Below are 17,563 nucleotides of genomic sequence, written 5' to 3'. Positions count from 1 at the left end.
GGCGGCCACCGTACCCCGCCCGGGACAGCGACGGGGACAACCCGGCGATCAGCGAAAAAGCGGACGTCTAACTCTTTTCGTCTTTCGGGTCCTCTCGGCTATGGTCGGCCGTATGACGGGACCGTGGGCGACACCACGCGGGCCCATCGCGCGTGGCAGCGTGATGGCCCTGGTCCTGCTGTCCCTGCTGCTGTCCGTGTGCAGCTACGCCCGCTACGGCGGCGACACGGGCCACGGGGCGCCGCCCGTTCCCGGTCAGGCGTGGAGCCTGGGCGCATGGGACGCCCAGCTGACGAGCCTGCCGCCGCAGAACGCCAACGCCCGCGAGCACCATGTGCTGTCGTTGTGGCCGCCGCCGCGCCGTGAGCGGCACGACGCGGCCGCCCATCTCGCGCTGCTGCTCCCGCCGCGCCCGGACATGCACCAGATCCGCGATCCCCAGCAGCTGGCGCACCGCGCCGCGGGGTCGCGCAGCCCTCCACTGATCTAGCCGCCCCTCCTTCGTCTGCTGTCTTACGGCTGCTCGCGCGCCGTGGGGCCGGCCATGCGTGCCCGGACTCCCGCCGTCGCGCCGGCTCGGCCACCGGCACCCCCGCGTGGGGCGTGCCGTCCTCCCTTCGTGTGAGCACCTTCTTTCGTGTGAGCGCCTGCCTCCGTGTGAGCGCTTTCTTCCGTGTGAGCAAGGAGCCGATCATCGTCATGGCCGACGTCAGATCAGTCCACACCCATCTGCAGCACTACGAGCAGCACATGGCGCGGCTGGAGGAGCTGCGCGGGCTGCTGTACGACCAGCTCGCCCACGCCGTCGCGCAGCCCTGCCCGTCAGCCGGCCGCGTACGCCGGCGCACGGCCCGGCGCAGGGTCGCCGCCATCGAGGCCGCGCTGGAGCGCATGGACCGGGGCCTCTACGGCACCTGCCAGTGCTGCGGGGCGTTCATCGCGTTCGAGCAGCTGCGGCGGCGCCCCCACCGGCGCACGTGCGAGGGATGCGCCCTCGCGCGCCGCCACGAGGTGACGGCATGAACGCCGCCGCCCCCGTTTCCACCCGCCGGGGCTATGTGGCGCTCGACCTGGGCACCTCGCGTACCCGGTGGCTGTCGGCGAGTGCATGCGTCGTCGCCGACCGCCCGTCGGCCGTCCCGTCCGGGGTCGGTGTTCCCGGATGGGGTTCGGCCGGTCCGGTGCGGCCGATCCGGCACGGCATGGTCGCGGACCCCGGTGCCTGCCTGCGGCTGGTCGACCTGGTGCTCCGGGACGCCCGCCCGCCGGACGGCCGGCCGCTGGAGCGGGCGATGGTGGGCGTGCCCGTGGCCGCGACGCCGAGTGACCGCCGGGCGGTGCGCGCCGCGGTCGCCGAGGCGGCCGCGTGCGAGGTGACGCTGGTGGAGGAGCCGCTGGCCGCGGCCGTCGGCGCCGGTCTGGACGTCACCGATCCCCGGCCGTGCCTGCTGCTGGACGTGGGAGCGGGCATCGTCGAGATCGTCGCCATCCGCGACGGCGCCATCACCGACGCCGCCGCCCTCCAGCTCAGTGCCACGACCGGCGCCGGCCTGCTCCCGTACGCGCTGGAGGGCGTCGTCGAGATGACGGCCGGCCTGCTGCGCCGCCTGCCCGCCTGCCTCCGGGCGACCGCGCGCGGCAACGGTCTGCTCGTCACCGGCGGCGGCGCCCAGCAGGGGAAGTTGCTGCACCGTCTGCACACCGCGCTGCGCATGCCGGTCACCGCGGCGCCGCACCCCGCGCACGCCACCATCCGTGGCCTGACCCGCCTGTGCCTGCAACCGGCTCTCGCGGCCGGCATCGCCGCACGCGGCCGCTGAGCCGCCCCGAACTCGCCCGTCTTCTCACCAGGAGTCTCCACATGACCGACTTCCACGAAACACCCATCCGCGAAACGCCCATCCGTGAAACCTCCATCGGTGAAACCCCCATCGGTGAGACGCCGCATCTCAGCACCGTGCAGCTGCAGACGCTCCGTCAGGACCTGCAGGAGCAGCTCGACCGGCGTACCCGCCAGCTCCTCGGCCTGCAGGCCCAGGCGGAGGACAGCAACGGCGCCGACGACACCTACCAGGAGCTGCTGGTCTCCCTGACCACCGCCGACCGTGCCATCGCCGAGCTCGGCAAGGCCCTCAGCCGGATGGAGGCCGGCAGCTACGGCCGCTGCGCCCACTGCGAGGCGGGCATCCCGTTCGAACGGCTCAAGATCCGGCCGTTGGCCCGCTACTGCATCAAGTGCCAGCGCCGCTACGAGGCCGCCTAGCATCCACGCGCCGGGTGCCCTCCTGCGATGGGGCACCCGGAGGGCGACGATCCGACAGGGAACAGCTCATGATCAGACTGGACCGCTTGGTCAACGTGCTGGGCGGATACGGGGTGCGGCTGTGCGGCCGGCCCGACTCGCGCTCGGCGCCGTTGCGCAGCGTGGCGATGCCCGACGCCATCGACAGCCGGGTGCCGGGCGATGTGCTGCTGGCCGTGGGCGCCGCGTCGGTGACGGAGGCGGTGCGGTGGGCGGTGGCGGCCCAGGCCGCGGTGGTGCTGGTGCGCGCCGGGGCCGACGCCGAGCGGGAGGCGTCCCTGGCCGGCGCGAGCGAGGGCGTGGCGGTGATGCTGGTCGACCCGGCCGTCTCGTGGAGCCAGCTGGCCGGCGTGGTCTACGGACTGGTGCTGGAGGGGCGGGAGACCGAGTCGGGGCGCGGCCCCACGGACCTGTTCGCCCTGGCCGACAGCCTGGCCGACGCGGTCGGCGGCGCGGTGACCATCGAGGACCGGCTCTCGCGGGTGCTGGCCTACTCGCGTTCGCAGCAGGCGGGCGATCCCGCCCGGGTGGAGACCATCCTGGCCCGGCAGGTTCCGGATCGGCTGCGCAACCTGTTCCACGCCCGGGGGGTGACGGCCCACCTGGCGGCCGTGGACGAGCCGGTGTTCGTCGAGCCGGACCCGGAGCACGGCCTGGCCGGGCGGATGGTGGTGGCGGTCCGAGCGGGACGCGAGCTGCTGGGCTCGGTGTGGGTGATGTGCGCGACTCCCCTGGCCGGGGCCCGGCGCGCCGCCCTGGCGGACGGCGCCCGCACGGTGGCGCTGCACCTCCTGCGCTCCCGGGCGAGCGCCGACCTGGAGCGGCAGGTGGAGTCGGACCTGGTCATCCGCCTGCTGGAGGGCAGCGCCGATGCCGCGACGGTGGTGAGCCAGCTCGGCCTGCCGCACGGTGCCATGCGCGTCATCGCGGTCCGCGCGTACATCGCCACCGAGCGGCACGCCGCGCTGCTGCTCGCCTTCGAGCGGGCCACCACCGGCTTCGGCTGGTCCCGGCCGGGACGCAGCACCCTGCTGGGCAACACGATCTACACGATCCTGCCCGGCGAGCAACCGGACGCGGCGCGGGAGTGGGTGTCCGCGCTCCAGGCGGCACTGCCGGCCCAGGTACGCGTCGCCGCCGGGATCGGCGCGGCGGCCGAGGCGGCGGAGCTGCCGGCCGGCAGGCAGGAGGCCGACGAGTGCCTGGCCCTGCACGAGACGCGCGATCCCCGCACCACGCCGCCGGCCTACGACGAGTCCTGGGACGACATCCTGCTCCAGCGCCTGCGCGTCGCGGCGCGTACCGGACGGACCCCCGCGCGCGGGCCGGTCAGCGCCCTGCGCCGGCACGACACCCTGCACGCGACCCAGTACGTCGCGACGCTGCGGGCGTGGCTGGAGGCGCAGGGCGATCCCGCCGTCGCCGCCGAGCGCCTCGGCGTCCACCGCAACACCGTCCGCAACCGGCTGCGCAAGATGAGCGAGGTCACCCCGCTGGACCTCGGCGACGCCCGCCAGCGCCTGGCCATGATCATCGGTCTGGCCGCCGCCGAGGAGTCCTGAGCGTTGTCCCCGTCGCACAAGGCCGCCGCTCCGATTGTCTGCCACGCACAACGTCAGACCGCGGCCTCCGGGCCATGCTGACGTCGAGAGCAGCATTCGTTCCGGGGTACGGAGGTAGGGCATGGGCGGCACCGAGCGCATCGGCGACTGGCCGCGATCGGTGATCGTGGTGGGCGCGGGCATCGTGGGCCTGTCGACCGCGTGGTTCCTGCAGGAACGCGGCGTCGAGGTCCACGTGGTGGACCGCGGCGGGGTGGCGGCCGGCGCGTCCTGGGGCAACGCCGGATGGATCGCCCCCGGCCTTGCCATCCCGCTGAACGAGCCTTCCGTCCTGCGTTACGGCCTGCGCTCGCTGCTGAACCCCGCCGCCCCGCTGCACATCCCCGCGACCCTCGACCCGGGGCTGTGGGCGTTCCTGGCCCGCTTCGCCGCCAACTGCCGCTGGTCGTCGTGGAGCCGGGCGGTGCGCGCCAACCTGCCGCTCAACCAGGAGTCCATCGAGGCGTACGAGATCCTCGGCGCCGACGGGCCGGCCGTCTCGACCGTGGCGGCACCGATCACCGCGGCCTTCCGCACCCCGCGCCAGGCCCAGGGCCTGCTGCGCGAGCTGCGCAGGCTGGCGGACGCCGGGCAGCAGGTCGACCACACCGTCCTGGACGCCGGCCAGGTGGCCGAGCACGTCCCGCTCGCCTCGGACGCCCTGCGGGCCGGGGTACGGATCGACGGTCAGCGGTACGTCGACCCGGGCCGCTTCGTCCACGCCCTCGGCAGGGCCGTGATGGCCCGAGGCGCGACCGTGTACGCCTTCGAGGTCGACGACGTGCGCAGCGACGACAGGAAGGCCATCGTGGTCTCCCGCCACGGCACGATGCTGTCCGCCGACGCGGTGGTGCTGGCCACCGGCGCCTGGCTGCCGCGCCTGGCCTCCCGCTGGGGAGTGCGCTCCCCGGTGCGCGCCGGGCGCGGCTACTCCTTCACCGTGCCCGTGGACCGCCCCGTCCCGGGACCGGTCTACCTGCCGGACGTACGGGTGGCATGCACGCCGTACCAGGGAGGGCTGCGTGTGGCGGGCACCATGGAGTTCCGCGACCCCGACGCCCCGGCCGTCCCGGCCCGGCTGGAGGCGATCATCGCCTCCGCGCGCCCCCTGCTGGACGGGGTGCGCTGGGACGAACGCACCGACGTCTGGGTCGGCCCGCGACCGGTCACCCCCGACGGCCGTCCGCTGATCGGCGCCACCCGGACCCCGTGCGTGTACGTGGCCGGCGGGCACGGCATGTGGGGCCTGGCCCACGGCCCCGCCACGGGACGCCTCCTGGCGGAGCAGATCACCACCGGCAAGCAGCCCGCCGCCCTGCGCGAGTTCGACCCGCTCCGCTGACGGCCGAGCCTCGCTAGCCGGTCTTGTCGACGGTGCCGGTCCTGGCGTCGATCTTGAGGCCGTGCCAGGCACCGTCCGGGGTGAGGACATCGACATCCCAGACGAGAACCTTGTCGGTGTACCTGTCCAGGCTGATGTGGGTGATCTTGCCGTGCGGCACCGCGGAGGACACCTTCTTCACCACGTCGTCGAAGGAGAGCTCGGCGTCCTTGATGATGCCCATGACCCTGGTTTTCTCGCCTTTGCCGGTGTCCTTGGTCCGGGGCTTCGAGACGACGTCCCCTGACGCGTCCACCTCCATCAACTGCTCGGTGCCGTCGGGGCGGGCCAGCTGGACCTCCCAGACCTGGCCGCCGTTCTCCGACTGGACCGAGAGGACATGGGTGCCCTTGACGGCGTTCGTGGCCGCGGTGGCCGCCTTTTCGAGGCTTCCCATGCCGCCGGATTCCTGGGCGGGATCATCGCTGGGGTCCCCGGGTGACCTGAGAGCGGCTGCGGCTCCTCCCGCGGGCGCGGTCTCGACGGCACTGATCTGGATGGGGGCGTTCCCGCAGGATCCGGCCGCGAACAGAAAGAGGAGGCCGATGATGGGCTTGAACCGTTTTCCACCATTCATACTGACGACGCTGCCCGGAACTCCATAAAGGCACGCCCAGAGCCCGGACAATACGGTCCAGACCCGTTCGTACGGGGCAGTCCATGCGCCAGTTCGGTCAGTCCGGGAGGTCCGCAGGGACGGGCAGGTCCAGGGCCTCAAGGAACCGAGCGGTCTTGACCTCGACGAAGACCTCCCCGTCGTCGAGTACGTCGACGTCCTCCTCGTCCTCGTCCAGGTCGAGCTCCCAGGGATCGCGGTCTTCGGCGAGGTAGCCGAGCAACTCGCTCGCCTTCACCGCATGCTCCACCTCGCCACCACCCTGGCTTCGCAGCATCCACCAGTCGGCGAGGCCCGTGGCCTCCCGGACGACGTCGGTCGGCGACGAGGCGTCCTCGTCCTCGAAGTACGTGCGAGGGGTGAACCCCAGGTAGGCGACGCCGCTCCCACGCCCCGCCGGCCGGTAGACCACGGTCGCGATGTCACTGTCATGGATGTCGACCCTCAGCCACGGCTCGACCTCGGGCGGCACCGGCTCCTCCTGGTGCTCCGTCCACTGTCGCCCGTCGAACAGGTAGATGGCGGAGAATCCCATCAGGCGCTCATGGCTGGTCGGGACGGGCGACGACGGAGCTCTTGAAGACGGAGCCCGCCAAGACGGAGCCCTCGAAGACGAGCGCGGGGGGCGGGCAGGCCCCGTCCGCGCTGCGACCGGCTACGGCGTTCGCCATCTGTTCCCACTTGTAGAACCTTGATCACAAGACGACTCTAAGGACCCCGCTAGGTCTGAGCATAGGACTTTCGCCGGCGGCCCGGCGGCCCGGCAGTGAACGTGTGCATGGGACTCGTCCTTCACCACCTGCCACGCGGGTTGAGGAGCACGTCTGTGGTTGGGCTGGGACGTTCAGGGCCGCAAATGCAGGCGTCATCCAGAATGCCGGGATGTGTGAAGGAGCGAGAAGCCGTGTCGGATGAAAATCAACGCATAGCGCTCAATGCGCGTTCGATCTTCTCGCTCGGATACGGCGTTGTCCGCCGATCGGACCAGAACAGGTCCCAGTAGAAGTCGTTCATGGCTTCCGCCACGGGCGCGTACCGGCGGAGCATGGCGGCGACAGTCGGCGGGGCACCAGCGGGATCCGCGCCGTCCGCGCACGCGCGGATGTACGCGTTGCGTTGTTCCAGTACGCCGTTCCGTGGCACCGGCACTCCGCAGATATCGGTGACGAGCCAGTTGACCAGCCGCATCAGCGCGTAACCGACGTCGTGAGTCCGGTTGCGGTGCAAGAACTCGATCTCCTGCTTGGACAGGTCGAACCGGGAGGAGGTCGCCAGCCCGAGATCGGCGATGTACAGCCGTTCACCATCGGTGAGGACGTTGCGGAAGTGGTTGTCGAAGTGCATCAGCTCCTGGCCGTTCATGAACGCCACGTCGCTCAGCAGGCACGACTCGACCATGGCGCTTGCCGCTACCGCAGCGTCCTGGCCGGCGGCGAGCTGGGTGGCCAGCCAGTCATTGAGGCTGTAGGGGATGAACTCCTGAAAAAGCACGATACTGACCGAAGCCTGCGCGACGGCGTGGAGACGATCCCGTACCGCCGGTGACCCATCCCAGTACCGCACGACCGCCTCGACGTCGGCAAGCTGATCGCTCTGCGGCGGCGCCCCCGGCAGCACCCTCCAGTGATACAGCAGCGGAAAAGCCGCGCTGCGCCCGGCCAGGACCCAGTTGGTCGTCATGACGCAGGCCGCGAGTTCACGCCACGCACCGAAGCTCGGCCCACCGATCCCGTACTGGCAAAACGGAGGCAGCCCGAACAGGTTCGCGGTGGACATCATGTTGCCCGCACGAAGTTCCAGGTCGGTCAGCGGCACTCGCTTGGCGAAAACCGGCACACCGTCCATGGCCAGCAGGGCCGAGGCGCCGCCTATCCCCGTCCCCAGAATCTGCGCCTGCTCCAGCAACTCGCCGAGCTGCCGGTCGCTGTGCAAGGCCAATGCACTGGCGACATCGCTGTATCTGCTGACACGCTCACCGTGAGACATGTCCAGTCGTGTGTCTTGCAGCTGCAATGGCAGGCACCCTTCGTGATCGACTTCGCGTTCAGACGCTACACCTGTCGGGGACGGGCCTTGCGCTGCCATCCGGCGAGAACACAGGGGTCACGATCGAGACGCGTCGAGAGCGATCCGGTCGTCGAGTCGGGCTTCCAGCGGGTCGCTGGCGTTCGCCATCTGCTCCCGCTGGTAGAACCTTGATCGCAAGACGACTCCAGGGACCACGCCACTCCAAGCACAGGACTTCAGCGAGGAACTACCTGAGTGCGCACGCCAGGGAGATCGTCGAATGCGGCAGACGCATCCATCGTCAGCACCGTTCTCGCGGTGGCCGCGCCGTAGCCGCGATCAGCAGATCGTAGGCGCCTCGCGACTTGCCCTCTCGTCGGACATGCGCCATAAGACGGGCATGGACTCTGGCGACGTCCGTCGTGTACTCCTCGACAGGGATCAACGCGAGAACTTGATCCACGAAGGCCTGCCGATCGGGCTGTCGTGCCGCATCGGCCAGTTCTACGCCGACGAGCAACTCGGCCACAGTGATCGCCGAGATCGCCACGTCATCGACGTCTCCTATCACCGCGTCCACGGATGCCTTGCCTCGCTCGGCCGCAATGAGCACACCGGTCTCAAGGATCAGGCGTCGGGCCACGTGGCCCTCATCTCGTTGTCGATCGCCTCGCGGGCCGCTGCTACGTCAGCTTCGAAATCGGCGTCCAACGTCCCCGCTCTGCTGGCCAGAAACGCCTTGACCGTACGTCCCGGCGCTGTCGGCGCGGGGCCGATCACAGCGATCTGCTTCCCGCCGCGAGTTACCACGATCGTTTCTCCATGCTCGACCGCATCGAGAACCGCCGCAAAGCTTCGAGACGCTTCAGTGGCAGTCATCACCTTCATAAGATCAGATTGTCTGATCCACGAGGATCCGTCCTGCGGAACCGACGACCCATGTCAGGTGCATCGTGGGCCCGATACCTCCTGGTTCATGCCTGTCGCCTCCCTGCAGGCGACCATCCGTCTGGCGTTCTGCTGTCACCTTCGCCAAGGTCACCGGGTGCGGGGCCCTAGCGGATGAGCTGGCAGGCATCTCCCGCAGGAGGGGCGCTCCGCAGGAAGCGCAAAGCCTCCACTCCGCTCTCTGGAACGAGGCCAAGTGCTGGGGTTGCCGACCGGACGGACACTACTTCTCATAGTGATAGCGACAGGCAGCGATCATGATCGTGTCGTCATTGACGCGGTAGACGAGCCGGTGTTCTGAGGTGATGCGCCGGGACCAGTAGCCGGACCATTCGTACTTCAGCGGCTCCGGTTTGCCGATGCCTTCGTTCTCGTTGCGCGCTATGTCGGCGATCAGCTGGTTAATCCTTTTGAGAATGCGTCGATCTTCTCGCTGCCAGTAGCAGTAGTCCGCCCAGGCGAGTTCGTCGAAAAGGATCTTCACGAAGTGGCGTCCCCATCGGCCAGTTCTCGGACGGCGCCGCCTCCAGACTCCAGACGGGCGACCGCCTCTGACAACCGTCTGCGGTTGACGGGAGAGGCCATCAGGTAGAGCGTCTCGCGCATCGATTCGTATTCGCGCTGCGACACCATGACGACCCCTTCTCTGCCGGGGCGGGTGATGAGGACCTCTTCCTGGTCGTCGATGACGGCGTCGAGGGTGGCGGCGTAGTTGGCCCGCGATTCGGACATGGTCATCACCTTCATGTCATCACTGTACATGATGATGTACATCAACGTGCGACAATGCCTCCGCACACGGGCACGCGCAGAGATCAGGCTGTTGGAACAAGGTGGGAATGGCATCCGCTCGCCATGAAGGGGCCCAATGGCGGCGGCGTTGCTGTCACAGACGCGAAACGCCCTGGAGTGATCTTCGATGTCAGGGCGTCTTGGCTCGTCAAGAGTGGTGGTCAATGAGCAGGGCCAAGGCGGCGACGTACGAAGCTGCTATCACCTCAACACGACCTCCACCCCGCGCTCCGCAAAGATCGTCTGGATGATCTCGAAAAGAGTCGGAGCGTCGTCCATCTCCTCCAAGATCTCTGTCAGGGACTGTCGCGCAGCTTGGGAGTCGCTCCAGATCAAGGTGAACGGTGTCGTTGCTCCGAACCCACCGCACAGACAGTCATTCAGCGCATCGAGATTCCAACCGAAATAACCCCCTGGCCCGTTGATGGCTTCCCCGGCAGCGAGGTAGAAGGAGGTCTCATCGGTGACGTGAGCTCCATCGAGGTGGTAGGTACGCCCTGCCGGACGATCAGCCGGCCCCGTCTGCCGGAAGCTGCTGCGGCCGACAACGGTCAGCCATTCCCGTCTGCCCTCCGAGCCGTACACCGCCCACTGGTTGATCTGGTCAGGCCGGGCCGTACGCCAGCGCTCCCAGATATGCCGTGCACCGGACTGCGGGCTGTCGTATCCCCACTCAGCGATGATGTCCACTCGTTCGGGGTCGAGTTGTGAGGGGCGCCACTCGATGATTTGGCTCACCCAGAAGTCCGCGAGCGGCTCTCCTGCCGCGTCGAGCATCCGGAGCCCTTCCAACCAGAGAGGGTTCCTCAGGCGGTATCGCTTGGACCCCTCAAGGTAGTCACGTAATCGCTGAACAGGAAGGCATCCCAGGATCTCGACTGTCGCAGACTCGGCGCTTTTCGTCGGCTCAACGAAGACGCCCTCGGCATCGAGGCACGCCCCCAGCACCTGCCCATCCCCGTCGATCAAGAGGAACTTCGGCTGACTGGAATCCACGGACTCCGCCCTCACCCCGTGCACCTATGACGTTGCTGTCACTGTTGCTGTCAGCGAACATCAAAAAGCCCCGAACGGTGATCCGTTCGGGGCGTTCTTGCTGTTCAAAAGGTGGTCAGGGGCAGGGTCGAACTGCCGACCTTCCGCTTTTCAGGCGGACGCTCGTACCAACTGAGCTACCTGACCCAGAGCGGTCCTGACGGGACTTGAACCCGCGACCTCCACCTTGACAGGGTGGCGAGCACTCCAAACTGCTCTACAGGACCTTGCTTGTCTTGCGTATCTTGCTGTTCTTGCCTTGCGACTCGCTTAGCTTACCAGTTCTTCGGTGGCCTTCGACCATCCGTTTCCCGGTAGCGCCAGGCGCTTCGCGGTGCCCCCAACGGGATTCGAACCCGTGCCGCCGCCTTGAAAGGGCGGTGTCCTAGGCCGCTAGACGATGGGGGCTCAGGATTCCCTGTCGCCTTCCGTCGGAGACCTCTGAAGCATAGGGGACGATTGCCCCTGATGCCAAAGTGGCGGGCCGGCGGCCGGCGACTGCGTGCCCGTCACGGTCCCCGATGGCGTCGGGGTGTTCGTTGGCGCTGGAGAAATCATACGTCCAGGGTTCTCCTCCACGTGACGCTGGATGTAGACCGACTGCTCCCCCAGTCCGCCGAGCGTGATGTCGTCCCACGCCTGCAGACGCTTGGTCTCGCGGTCGAAGTACAGGACCGACGCCTGTACGGGGGTGGGCTCGGCGTGTTCGAGGGCGCGCAGGCCGGCGCCGCCGGTCGAGCCCTGGACGAGGACGCGCGTGCCGGTGGGCAGCATGGTGGTGGAGCGGGCGTGGGCGTGGCCGGCCAGGACCATGGGCGTGGCGCCGGAGAAGCCGCGGCCGATGATGCCGTCGTGGACCGCCACGAGGTCCGGCTTGCCGACCTCGGGAAGGTGGTCACGTCCCCATTGCTCCAGCTTCGCCGGGTCAGAGTCGATGGCCACCGACTTGTCCGGGGTGAAGCGGGGGTCGCCGAGCCCGTAGATGGTCAGGCCCCCGACCTGCTGCGACCTGTCGTCCAGGACGACGGCGTTCTTCTGCTTGGCGACGGCCTTCTGAGTGGTCATGGAGTCGTGGTTGCCGCGAATGAAGACGTAGGGGACGCCGAGGCGGCCGATCTCCTCCACGAACTTGTTCTCGGGCTTGGTGCCGTGGTCCGAGATGTCGCCCGTGTCGATGATCATGTCCACGGCGAACTGGTCCTTCAGGGACCGGATGACGTTCCAGGCGATCGGATTGAGATGAATGTCCGAGATGTGAAGGACGCGGATGGAACGCGGGTCCCCGTCGTACACCGGCAGGGTCGAGACCGTGTTGTACAGCTTGGAGACGTTCGTGACCAGCTTGGTGAGCTGCGACCGGTACGACTCGAACTTCGTCACGATCGACTCCGCGCTGCCGACCAGCGACGGCGCGGCGGCGATCAGGCCCGAGTACCGCGGCTCGACCAGCGAGTCCGGCCGGAACGTGTACGCGGCGAGCACGCCCGTCCCGGCGAGCCCCACGGCGGCGGCGAGCAGGCTGAGCAGCGCGACCTTGGGCCGCCTGAACACCAGCAGCACCGCCACCAGCGCCCCCGCCCCCGCGCACAGGAGCGACCGGATGACCAGCGCCCGCACGCCGTCCAGCAGGTCCCGCTCGATGATGCCGGGCAGCCGGTCGGTCAGGCGCGGGTCCTCGATGAGGGCCTTGGCGCGCTCCTGGTCGATGTTGTCCAACGTGATGCGCAGCCGTAGCGGGGCGTCGTGGGTGTGGAACGTGAGCGTGCCCAGCGGGCTCGCGTCCACGACCGTCTCACCGCCCCACGCGGGACGCAGCGACATGCCCGTCTCCACGGGCCCGATCTGGGCTCGTACGGTGCCGCTGAGGAAGATGCCGAGCCAGGCGCCGACGGCCGCGACCATGAGGGCGGCCACGACCCTCGACGCCTTCGACGCGATGACTGTCCGAAGGATGCGAGCGACGTTCATACGTTTACTTGCCTACCCCCGGCGCGAGGCAGAATGGCACATGTGATCGATATTTCGCGGGAAACGTTCGAGGAGCTGGTCGCCGAGGCGCTGGACACCATCCCCGCCGAGCTGGCCCGCGTCATGAACAACGTCGTCGTCACGGTGGTGGACGATCCGCCCCAACCCAACCTTCTGGGCCTGTACACCGGAATTCCCCTTACCGAACGCGGCGACTGGTACTCCGCGGTTCTTCCCGACCGCATCGAGATCTACCGCAATGCGATCTGCCGGATCTGCGACACCGAGGAGCAGGTCGTACGAGAGGTACGGATCACGGTGGTGCACGAGGTGGGCCACCACTTCGGCATCGACGACGCCCGCCTGCACGAGCTCGGCTGGTGAGCCCCCGGGCGCCGGTTGCCCTCTTCTGCTTGCGGTACGGGGCCTGATCAGGCACCTTAGGTGACGTACTGAATACTCAGAGTCAGGCACAGCGGAGTCCAATGGGGGCCATGCGGACGCGACGGCTGCCGGGGCGGCATCGCCGTGCTGAAGAGCACCAAGCCACCTACGGCGAGGTCATCGCCATCGGCGAGTTCCGGGCACTGTGGTACGGCCAGGGCCTGTCACTCCTCGGCGACCAGCTCGCCCAGGTGGCGCTCGCCGTCCTCGTCTACGACCGCACCGGCTCGCCCCTCGCGACCGCCGCCGTCTACGCCCTCACCTACCTGCCCTCCATCGCCGGCGGCCCGCTGCTGGCCGGCCTCGCCGACCGGTTCGCCCGGCGGGGGGTCATGGTGGCGTGCGACCTGCTGCGCGCGGCCCTGGTGGCCGTGATGGCGCTGCCCGGCATGCCGTTCTCCGTGCTGTGCGCGCTGGTGTTCCTGGTGGTGCTGCTCAGCGCGCCGTTCTCGGCCGCTCGGGCGGCGCTGCTGCCCGAGGTGCTGGAGGGCGACCGGTACGTCGTGGGCACGGCGCTGCAGAACATGACCAACCAGGGCGTGCAGATGCTCGGCTTCGCCGCGGGCGGCGCGGTGATCGCCACGCTCGGCCCGTACCGCGCGCTGGCGCTGGACGCCGCCACGTTCCTCGGCTCGGCGCTGATCCTGGTCTCCGGCGTGCGGCGGCGGCCGGCGGCGGCCGCCGAGGAGGACCGGCCGTCCATGTGGGCGATGACCAGGGCCGGGGCGCGCCTGGTCTTCGGCGACAGGCGGCTGCGTACGCTGGTGATGTTCGCCTGGCTGTGCGGGTTCTACGTGCTGCCGGAGGGGCTGGCCGCGCCGTACGCGGCGGCCCTCGCCCCGGAGGGGCTGCCCGTCCCGGTGGTCACCGGGCTGCTGATGGCCGCGATGCCGACGGGCACGGTGCTGGGGGCGTTCCTCTTCAGCAGGTTCGTGTCGCCGTCGCGACGGCTGCGGTTGATGGGCTGGATGGCGGTGCTGAGCTGTCTGCCGCTGGTCGTCAGCGCGTTGCGGCCGCCTCTGGCCGTGGTGCTGGCGACCTGGGTCCTGTCGGGGGTGGGCGGGGCCTACCAGCTCGCGGCCAACGCCGCGTTCGTACAACGGGTGCCGGCCGAGCGGCGTGGGCAGGCGTTCGGCCTGGCGCAGTCGGGGCTGATGGCCGCGCAGGGCGCCGGGATCCTGGTGGGCGGTCTGGCCGCCGAGAGACTCGGTCCCGAACTCGTGGTCGCACTGTCCGGCGTCATGGGAGTGACGTGCGCGGCCGTGCTGGCCATGGTCTGGACCGAGTCCCGCGGCGACGAGTCCCGCCGGGTGCGAGCCTCGGCGCCCACCTGATCACTGCTGGGGCTTCTGCTCGTCGTCCCAGGTGCCGGGGGTGGTCGTCGTGCCGCTCTGCCAGGTGGACTTGGCCTGCTGCTTGTTCAGCAGGTCCTGGACGATCGAGGTGTCCCTGCCCGCCTCGGGCATGAGCAGCCAGCCGATCGCGTACAGGCCGACCCCCACCCCGCCGAAGAGCGTCGCCACCGCGAGCGCGATGCGGACCAGGTTGGCGTCGATGCCGAGGTACTCCCCGACACCGGAGCAGACGCCCGCGATGATCCTGCCGTCGTGAGTCCTGCGCAACTGCTTGATGTTCTCGTTCATGTCTCAAGCGTGCCCCCGCTGCCCTCTTTGGCACATCGGGAATTCCCCTGTAGAAACCCTGGTAGCCCCTTACATAAAGGCGCTTGTGCGAGGAGAGGATCGCCATGGACGACCTGCTGCGCGTCGACGACCGGCTCAACGGTGACCAGAGGCTCATCCGCGACACGGTCGCGTCGTTCGTGTCCGACCGCGTCCTGCCGCACGTGGCGGGCTGGTTCGAGGAGGGCGTGTTCCCGGCGCGCGAGCTCGCGCCCGAGCTCGGCTCGCTGGGGCTGCTCGGCATGCACCTGGAGGGCTACGGCTGCGCCGGCACCGACGCGGTCTCGTACGGCGTGGCCTGCCGCGAGCTGGAGGCCGGCGACTCGGGGTTGCGGTCGTTCGTGTCGGTGCAGGGCTCGCTGGCCATGTTCCCCATCTGGCGGTACGGCTCCGACGAGCAGAAGGAGGTGTGGCTGCCCCGGATGGCGGCGGGCGAGGCCATCGGCTGCTTCGGCCTGACCGAGCCCGACCACGGCTCCGACCCGGCCGGCATGAGAACGTACGCCAAGCGCGACGGGTCCGACTGGATCCTCAACGGCTCCAAGATGTGGATCACCAACGGCTCGGTCGCGGACGTCGCCGTGGTGTGGGCGCAGACCGACGAGGGCATCCGGGGCTTCGTCGTCCCGACCTCCACGCCTGGCTTCTCCGCCCCTGAGATCCACCGCAAGCTGTCCCTGAGGGCGTCGGTCACCTCGTCCCTGTACTTCGACGACGTACGCCTGCCCGGCTCCGCCGTACTGCCCGGGGTGACGGGCCTGAAGGGCCCGCTCTCGTGTCTGTCGGAGGCCCGCTTCGGCATCCTGTGGGGGGTCGTGGGAGCGGCCCGCGCGTGCCTGGAGTCGGCGGTCGAGTACGCGAAGACGCGTGTGCAGTTCGACAAGCCGATCGGGTCGTTCCAGCTCACCCAGGAGAAGCTCGCGTGGATGTACGTGGGCATGACGCAGGCGTCGCTGACGGCGTTCCACCTGGGAGAGCTCAAGGACGCGGGACGCCTGAAGCCCGTCCAGATCAGCTTCGGCAAGCTGGCGAACGTCCGCGCGGCCCTCGACATCGCGCGCCAGGCACGGTCGGTGCTGGGCGGCAACGGGATCACCCTGGAATATCCGGTCATCCGGCACATGAACAACCTGGAGAGCGTGCTCACCTACGAGGGCACCCAGGAGGTGCACCTGCTGACCTTGGGCAAGGCGCTCACCGGGCTCGACGCCTTCCGCTGACAAGCCTCTTCCCGATCTGGGCAAGCGCACGATCCGCTACTGTGATGGGGCGAGAACGGCGTCGCGTACCGGCCGGTAGTCTCTGTACCCTTGCTGTGCATGGGGCGTTAGCTCAATTGGCAGAGCTGCGGACTTTTAATCCGTAGGTTCCGGGTTCGAGCCCCGGGCGCCCTACCAGCTCGAACGCCTCTCCTCGATCTTGTCTGGCGAGGTCGTACAGCCAACATTTACCGCCAAGAGGGCCGGAACCCATTTTCTCTGGGAGTCCGGCCCTTCGTGGTTTCGATGCTTATCCGAAGAGCTGCTGCGCGACCGCGTCGACGGCCGCCCGTTCAATGTCCAAAAGCATGTGCAGCTGGTGAGAGCGTCCCGGTATCAGCCACCGCCACCAGCGGCCCTGTTCGACACCGCCAAGGAGATCAGCGCCGCCGGCTTGCCCCTCAACGTCATCTGCCAGAGCTACCCCGACCACCGGCTCAAGCGCCTGCTGGAGACAGGCACGCGCCGCCGCTGCCTGTTCCAGCCCTACCTGCCACAGGCCCGCGGAGTCGACTCACCTACGCTGGTGATCGCGGACAACACCGCCGCAGACGGCCTCTTCCCCGTCTTCGACCAGGTCTTCACCGACATGTGGGAGCGGAGCACACCCCTATGAGCATCGACGCCCGCTCTCTGCTGCCCATCGCGGAACAGGCCACCACCATCGCCGCCGACATCATCCGCACCAAGGCCCCCGGCGTGGTGACCGCCAAGGGCGACCGCGACATGGCCACAGAGGTGGACTACGCCGTCGAAGACGCCGTCCGAGACTTCCTTACCCGCGAGACTCCCGAGATCGGGTTCCTCGGCGAGGAGGAAGGACTCAGCCACGCCGGCAAGGGCCTGCTCTGGGCGCTGGACCCCGTCGACGGCACCGCCAACTTCCTGCACGGCCTCCCTCTGTGCGCCGTCTCCCTGGGCCTGATCGAGGACACCGCTTCCATCCTGGGCGTCATCGACCTCCCCTTCCTGGCGACCTGCTACACAGCGGCTGAGGGGGCAGGCGCCCACGCCAACGGCACGCCGATCCACGCCAGCGACACCCGCGACCTGGACGCCGCCATCGTCGCCATCGGCGACTACGCCGTTGGCACCAACGCCGAAGAACGCAACCGCCCCCGTCTCGCCCTCACCCACGAACTCGCCGCCCGGGTACAACGCATCCGCATGTTCGGCTCCGCCGCCATCGACCTCGCATGGCTCGCCCACGGCAAGACCGACGCCCTCATCATGCTCAGCAACAACCCCTGGGACACCGCCGCAGGTGTCCTCATCGCCCGCCAAGCCGGAGCCGTAGTGGTCGACCTCGACGGCAGCCCCCACACCACAACGTCGCGAGCCACCATCGCCGCCGGCCGCACCCTTATCGCCGACCTCCTCGCGCTCATCGGACAGGCATCGGAGACGGCGTAGCGTTGCTGAATCGCTCTCTTAGAGATCAAGCGGCGGCCCGTCGCTTGCCCCTCGCACGGAGCGAGCTCGCCTACCTCAGCGCCACGCCGCCGCACAAGGACAGCCCTACAATCGC

General features: G+C 69.0%; 21 protein-coding genes and 4 tRNA genes. 12 read left to right on the top strand and 13 right to left on the bottom strand.

Features of this window, described 5'->3' with window-relative positions:
* Positions 1–112 precede the first annotated feature (112 nt).
* The 6 genes from MTP10_RS37400 (at position 113) to MTP10_RS37375 (ending at position 5,245) form a co-directional block, all read left to right on the top strand.
* On the top strand, positions 113–490 hold the full coding sequence (locus MTP10_RS37400; protein WP_310716039.1) for a hypothetical protein: 378 nt from the start codon (positions 113–115) through the stop codon (positions 488–490).
* 185 nt (positions 491–675) lie between these two features.
* Positions 676–1,023, top strand: a complete 348-nt coding sequence (locus MTP10_RS37395) for a TraR/DksA C4-type zinc finger protein (RefSeq protein WP_310716036.1) — start codon at positions 676–678, stop codon at positions 1,021–1,023.
* Positions 1,020–1,820 (top strand): rod shape-determining protein, encoded by an 801-nt coding sequence (locus MTP10_RS37390; RefSeq protein ID WP_310716035.1) that lies wholly within the window; start codon positions 1,020–1,022, stop codon positions 1,818–1,820. The genes MTP10_RS37395 and MTP10_RS37390 overlap by 4 nt, the downstream gene beginning before the upstream one ends.
* Positions 1,821–1,861: 41 nt before the next feature.
* Positions 1,862–2,263 (top strand): TraR/DksA C4-type zinc finger protein, encoded by a 402-nt coding sequence (locus tag MTP10_RS37385; protein ID WP_310716033.1) that lies wholly within the window; start codon positions 1,862–1,864, stop codon positions 2,261–2,263.
* A gap of 68 nt (positions 2,264–2,331) precedes the next feature.
* Positions 2,332–3,864, top strand: coding sequence for a helix-turn-helix domain-containing protein (locus MTP10_RS37380; protein ID WP_310716031.1), 1,533 nt, complete (start codon positions 2,332–2,334; stop codon positions 3,862–3,864).
* 121 nt (positions 3,865–3,985) lie between these two features.
* A complete protein-coding gene (locus tag MTP10_RS37375) occupies positions 3,986–5,245 on the top strand; it encodes an FAD-dependent oxidoreductase (RefSeq protein WP_310716029.1) in 1,260 nt (419 codons plus the stop codon).
* Between the two features lie 13 nt (positions 5,246–5,258).
* On the opposite strand, the gene MTP10_RS37370 is transcribed toward MTP10_RS37375, so the two are convergent.
* From MTP10_RS37370 to MTP10_RS37315, 12 genes are all read right to left on the bottom strand, one after another.
* The gene (locus MTP10_RS37370; protein WP_310716028.1) at positions 5,259–5,681 is read right to left on the bottom strand and encodes a PepSY domain-containing protein; all 423 of its coding nucleotides are present in this window, start codon (positions 5,679–5,681) and stop codon (positions 5,259–5,261) included.
* Between the two features lie 277 nt (positions 5,682–5,958).
* Positions 5,959–6,435 carry a hypothetical protein gene (locus tag MTP10_RS37365; protein WP_310716026.1) on the bottom strand — a complete coding sequence of 159 codons (477 nt, stop codon included), beginning with the start codon at positions 6,433–6,435 and terminating at the stop codon, positions 5,959–5,961.
* Between the two features lie 383 nt (positions 6,436–6,818).
* Positions 6,819–7,913, bottom strand: a complete 1,095-nt coding sequence (locus tag MTP10_RS37360; protein ID WP_310716024.1) for a serine/threonine protein phosphatase — start codon at positions 7,911–7,913, stop codon at positions 6,819–6,821.
* Between the two features lie 295 nt (positions 7,914–8,208).
* A complete protein-coding gene (locus MTP10_RS37355; protein ID WP_310716022.1) occupies positions 8,209–8,550 on the bottom strand; it encodes a PIN domain-containing protein in 342 nt (113 codons plus the stop codon).
* Positions 8,535–8,795 (bottom strand): type II toxin-antitoxin system prevent-host-death family antitoxin, encoded by a 261-nt coding sequence (locus tag MTP10_RS37350; protein WP_310716020.1) that lies wholly within the window; start codon positions 8,793–8,795, stop codon positions 8,535–8,537. The genes MTP10_RS37355 and MTP10_RS37350 overlap by 16 nt, the downstream gene beginning before the upstream one ends.
* Positions 8,796–9,078: 283 nt before the next feature.
* Complete coding sequence (locus MTP10_RS37345) at positions 9,079–9,339, bottom strand: Txe/YoeB family addiction module toxin (RefSeq protein ID WP_310716018.1); 261 nt, start codon at positions 9,337–9,339, stop codon at positions 9,079–9,081.
* Positions 9,336–9,629: a type II toxin-antitoxin system prevent-host-death family antitoxin gene (locus tag MTP10_RS37340; RefSeq protein WP_310716118.1), complete on the bottom strand. Its 294-nt coding sequence runs from the start codon at positions 9,627–9,629 to the stop codon at positions 9,336–9,338. Before MTP10_RS37340 ends, MTP10_RS37345 begins: the two co-directional genes overlap by 4 nt.
* A 219-nt stretch (positions 9,630–9,848) precedes the next feature.
* Positions 9,849–10,643, bottom strand: a complete 795-nt coding sequence (locus MTP10_RS37335) for a barstar family protein (RefSeq protein WP_310716017.1) — start codon at positions 10,641–10,643, stop codon at positions 9,849–9,851.
* Positions 10,644–10,755: 112 nt separating this feature from the next.
* Positions 10,756–10,829: transfer RNA gene (locus MTP10_RS37330), tRNA-Phe, on the bottom strand.
* 5 nt (positions 10,830–10,834) lie between these two features.
* A tRNA-Asp gene (locus tag MTP10_RS37325) sits at positions 10,835–10,909 on the bottom strand.
* 108 nt (positions 10,910–11,017) lie between these two features.
* A tRNA-Glu gene (locus tag MTP10_RS37320) sits at positions 11,018–11,090 on the bottom strand.
* Positions 11,091–12,596, bottom strand: a complete 1,506-nt coding sequence (locus MTP10_RS37315; protein WP_310716015.1) for a metallophosphoesterase — start codon at positions 12,594–12,596, stop codon at positions 11,091–11,093.
* Between the two features lie 87 nt (positions 12,597–12,683).
* Between MTP10_RS37315 and MTP10_RS37310 the strand changes: the two genes are divergently transcribed.
* Positions 12,684–13,034: a metallopeptidase family protein gene (locus MTP10_RS37310; RefSeq protein WP_397334571.1), complete on the top strand. Its 351-nt coding sequence runs from the start codon at positions 12,684–12,686 to the stop codon at positions 13,032–13,034.
* A 110-nt stretch (positions 13,035–13,144) separates the two neighbouring features.
* On the top strand, positions 13,145–14,428 hold the full coding sequence (locus MTP10_RS37305; protein ID WP_310716012.1) for an MFS transporter: 1,284 nt from the start codon (positions 13,145–13,147) through the stop codon (positions 14,426–14,428).
* Here MTP10_RS37305 and MTP10_RS37300 read toward each other — a convergent pair whose 3' ends face one another.
* Positions 14,429–14,737 carry a PspC domain-containing protein gene (locus MTP10_RS37300; RefSeq protein ID WP_310716010.1) on the bottom strand — a complete coding sequence of 103 codons (309 nt, stop codon included), beginning with the start codon at positions 14,735–14,737 and terminating at the stop codon, positions 14,429–14,431.
* A gap of 104 nt (positions 14,738–14,841) precedes the next feature.
* Between MTP10_RS37300 and MTP10_RS37295 the strand changes: the two genes are divergently transcribed.
* From MTP10_RS37295 to MTP10_RS37280, 4 genes are all read left to right on the top strand, one after another.
* Complete coding sequence (locus tag MTP10_RS37295) at positions 14,842–15,996, top strand: acyl-CoA dehydrogenase family protein (protein ID WP_310716008.1); 1,155 nt, start codon at positions 14,842–14,844, stop codon at positions 15,994–15,996.
* Positions 15,997–16,097: 101 nt separating this feature from the next.
* Positions 16,098–16,173 (top strand) — tRNA-Lys (locus tag MTP10_RS37290).
* A gap of 181 nt (positions 16,174–16,354) precedes the next feature.
* The gene (locus MTP10_RS37285; protein WP_310716006.1) at positions 16,355–16,651 is read left to right on the top strand and encodes a hypothetical protein; all 297 of its coding nucleotides are present in this window, start codon (positions 16,355–16,357) and stop codon (positions 16,649–16,651) included.
* The gene (locus MTP10_RS37280; RefSeq protein ID WP_310716004.1) at positions 16,648–17,448 is read left to right on the top strand and encodes an inositol monophosphatase family protein; all 801 of its coding nucleotides are present in this window, start codon (positions 16,648–16,650) and stop codon (positions 17,446–17,448) included. Before MTP10_RS37285 ends, MTP10_RS37280 begins: the two co-directional genes overlap by 4 nt.
* Positions 17,449–17,563 lie beyond the last annotated feature (115 nt).

Source organism: Nonomuraea sp. 3-1Str (assembly GCF_031570565.1).
Classification (GTDB): domain Bacteria; phylum Actinomycetota; class Actinomycetes; order Streptosporangiales; family Streptosporangiaceae; genus Nonomuraea.
This window is presented reverse-complemented; position numbering and strand designations above follow the sequence as displayed.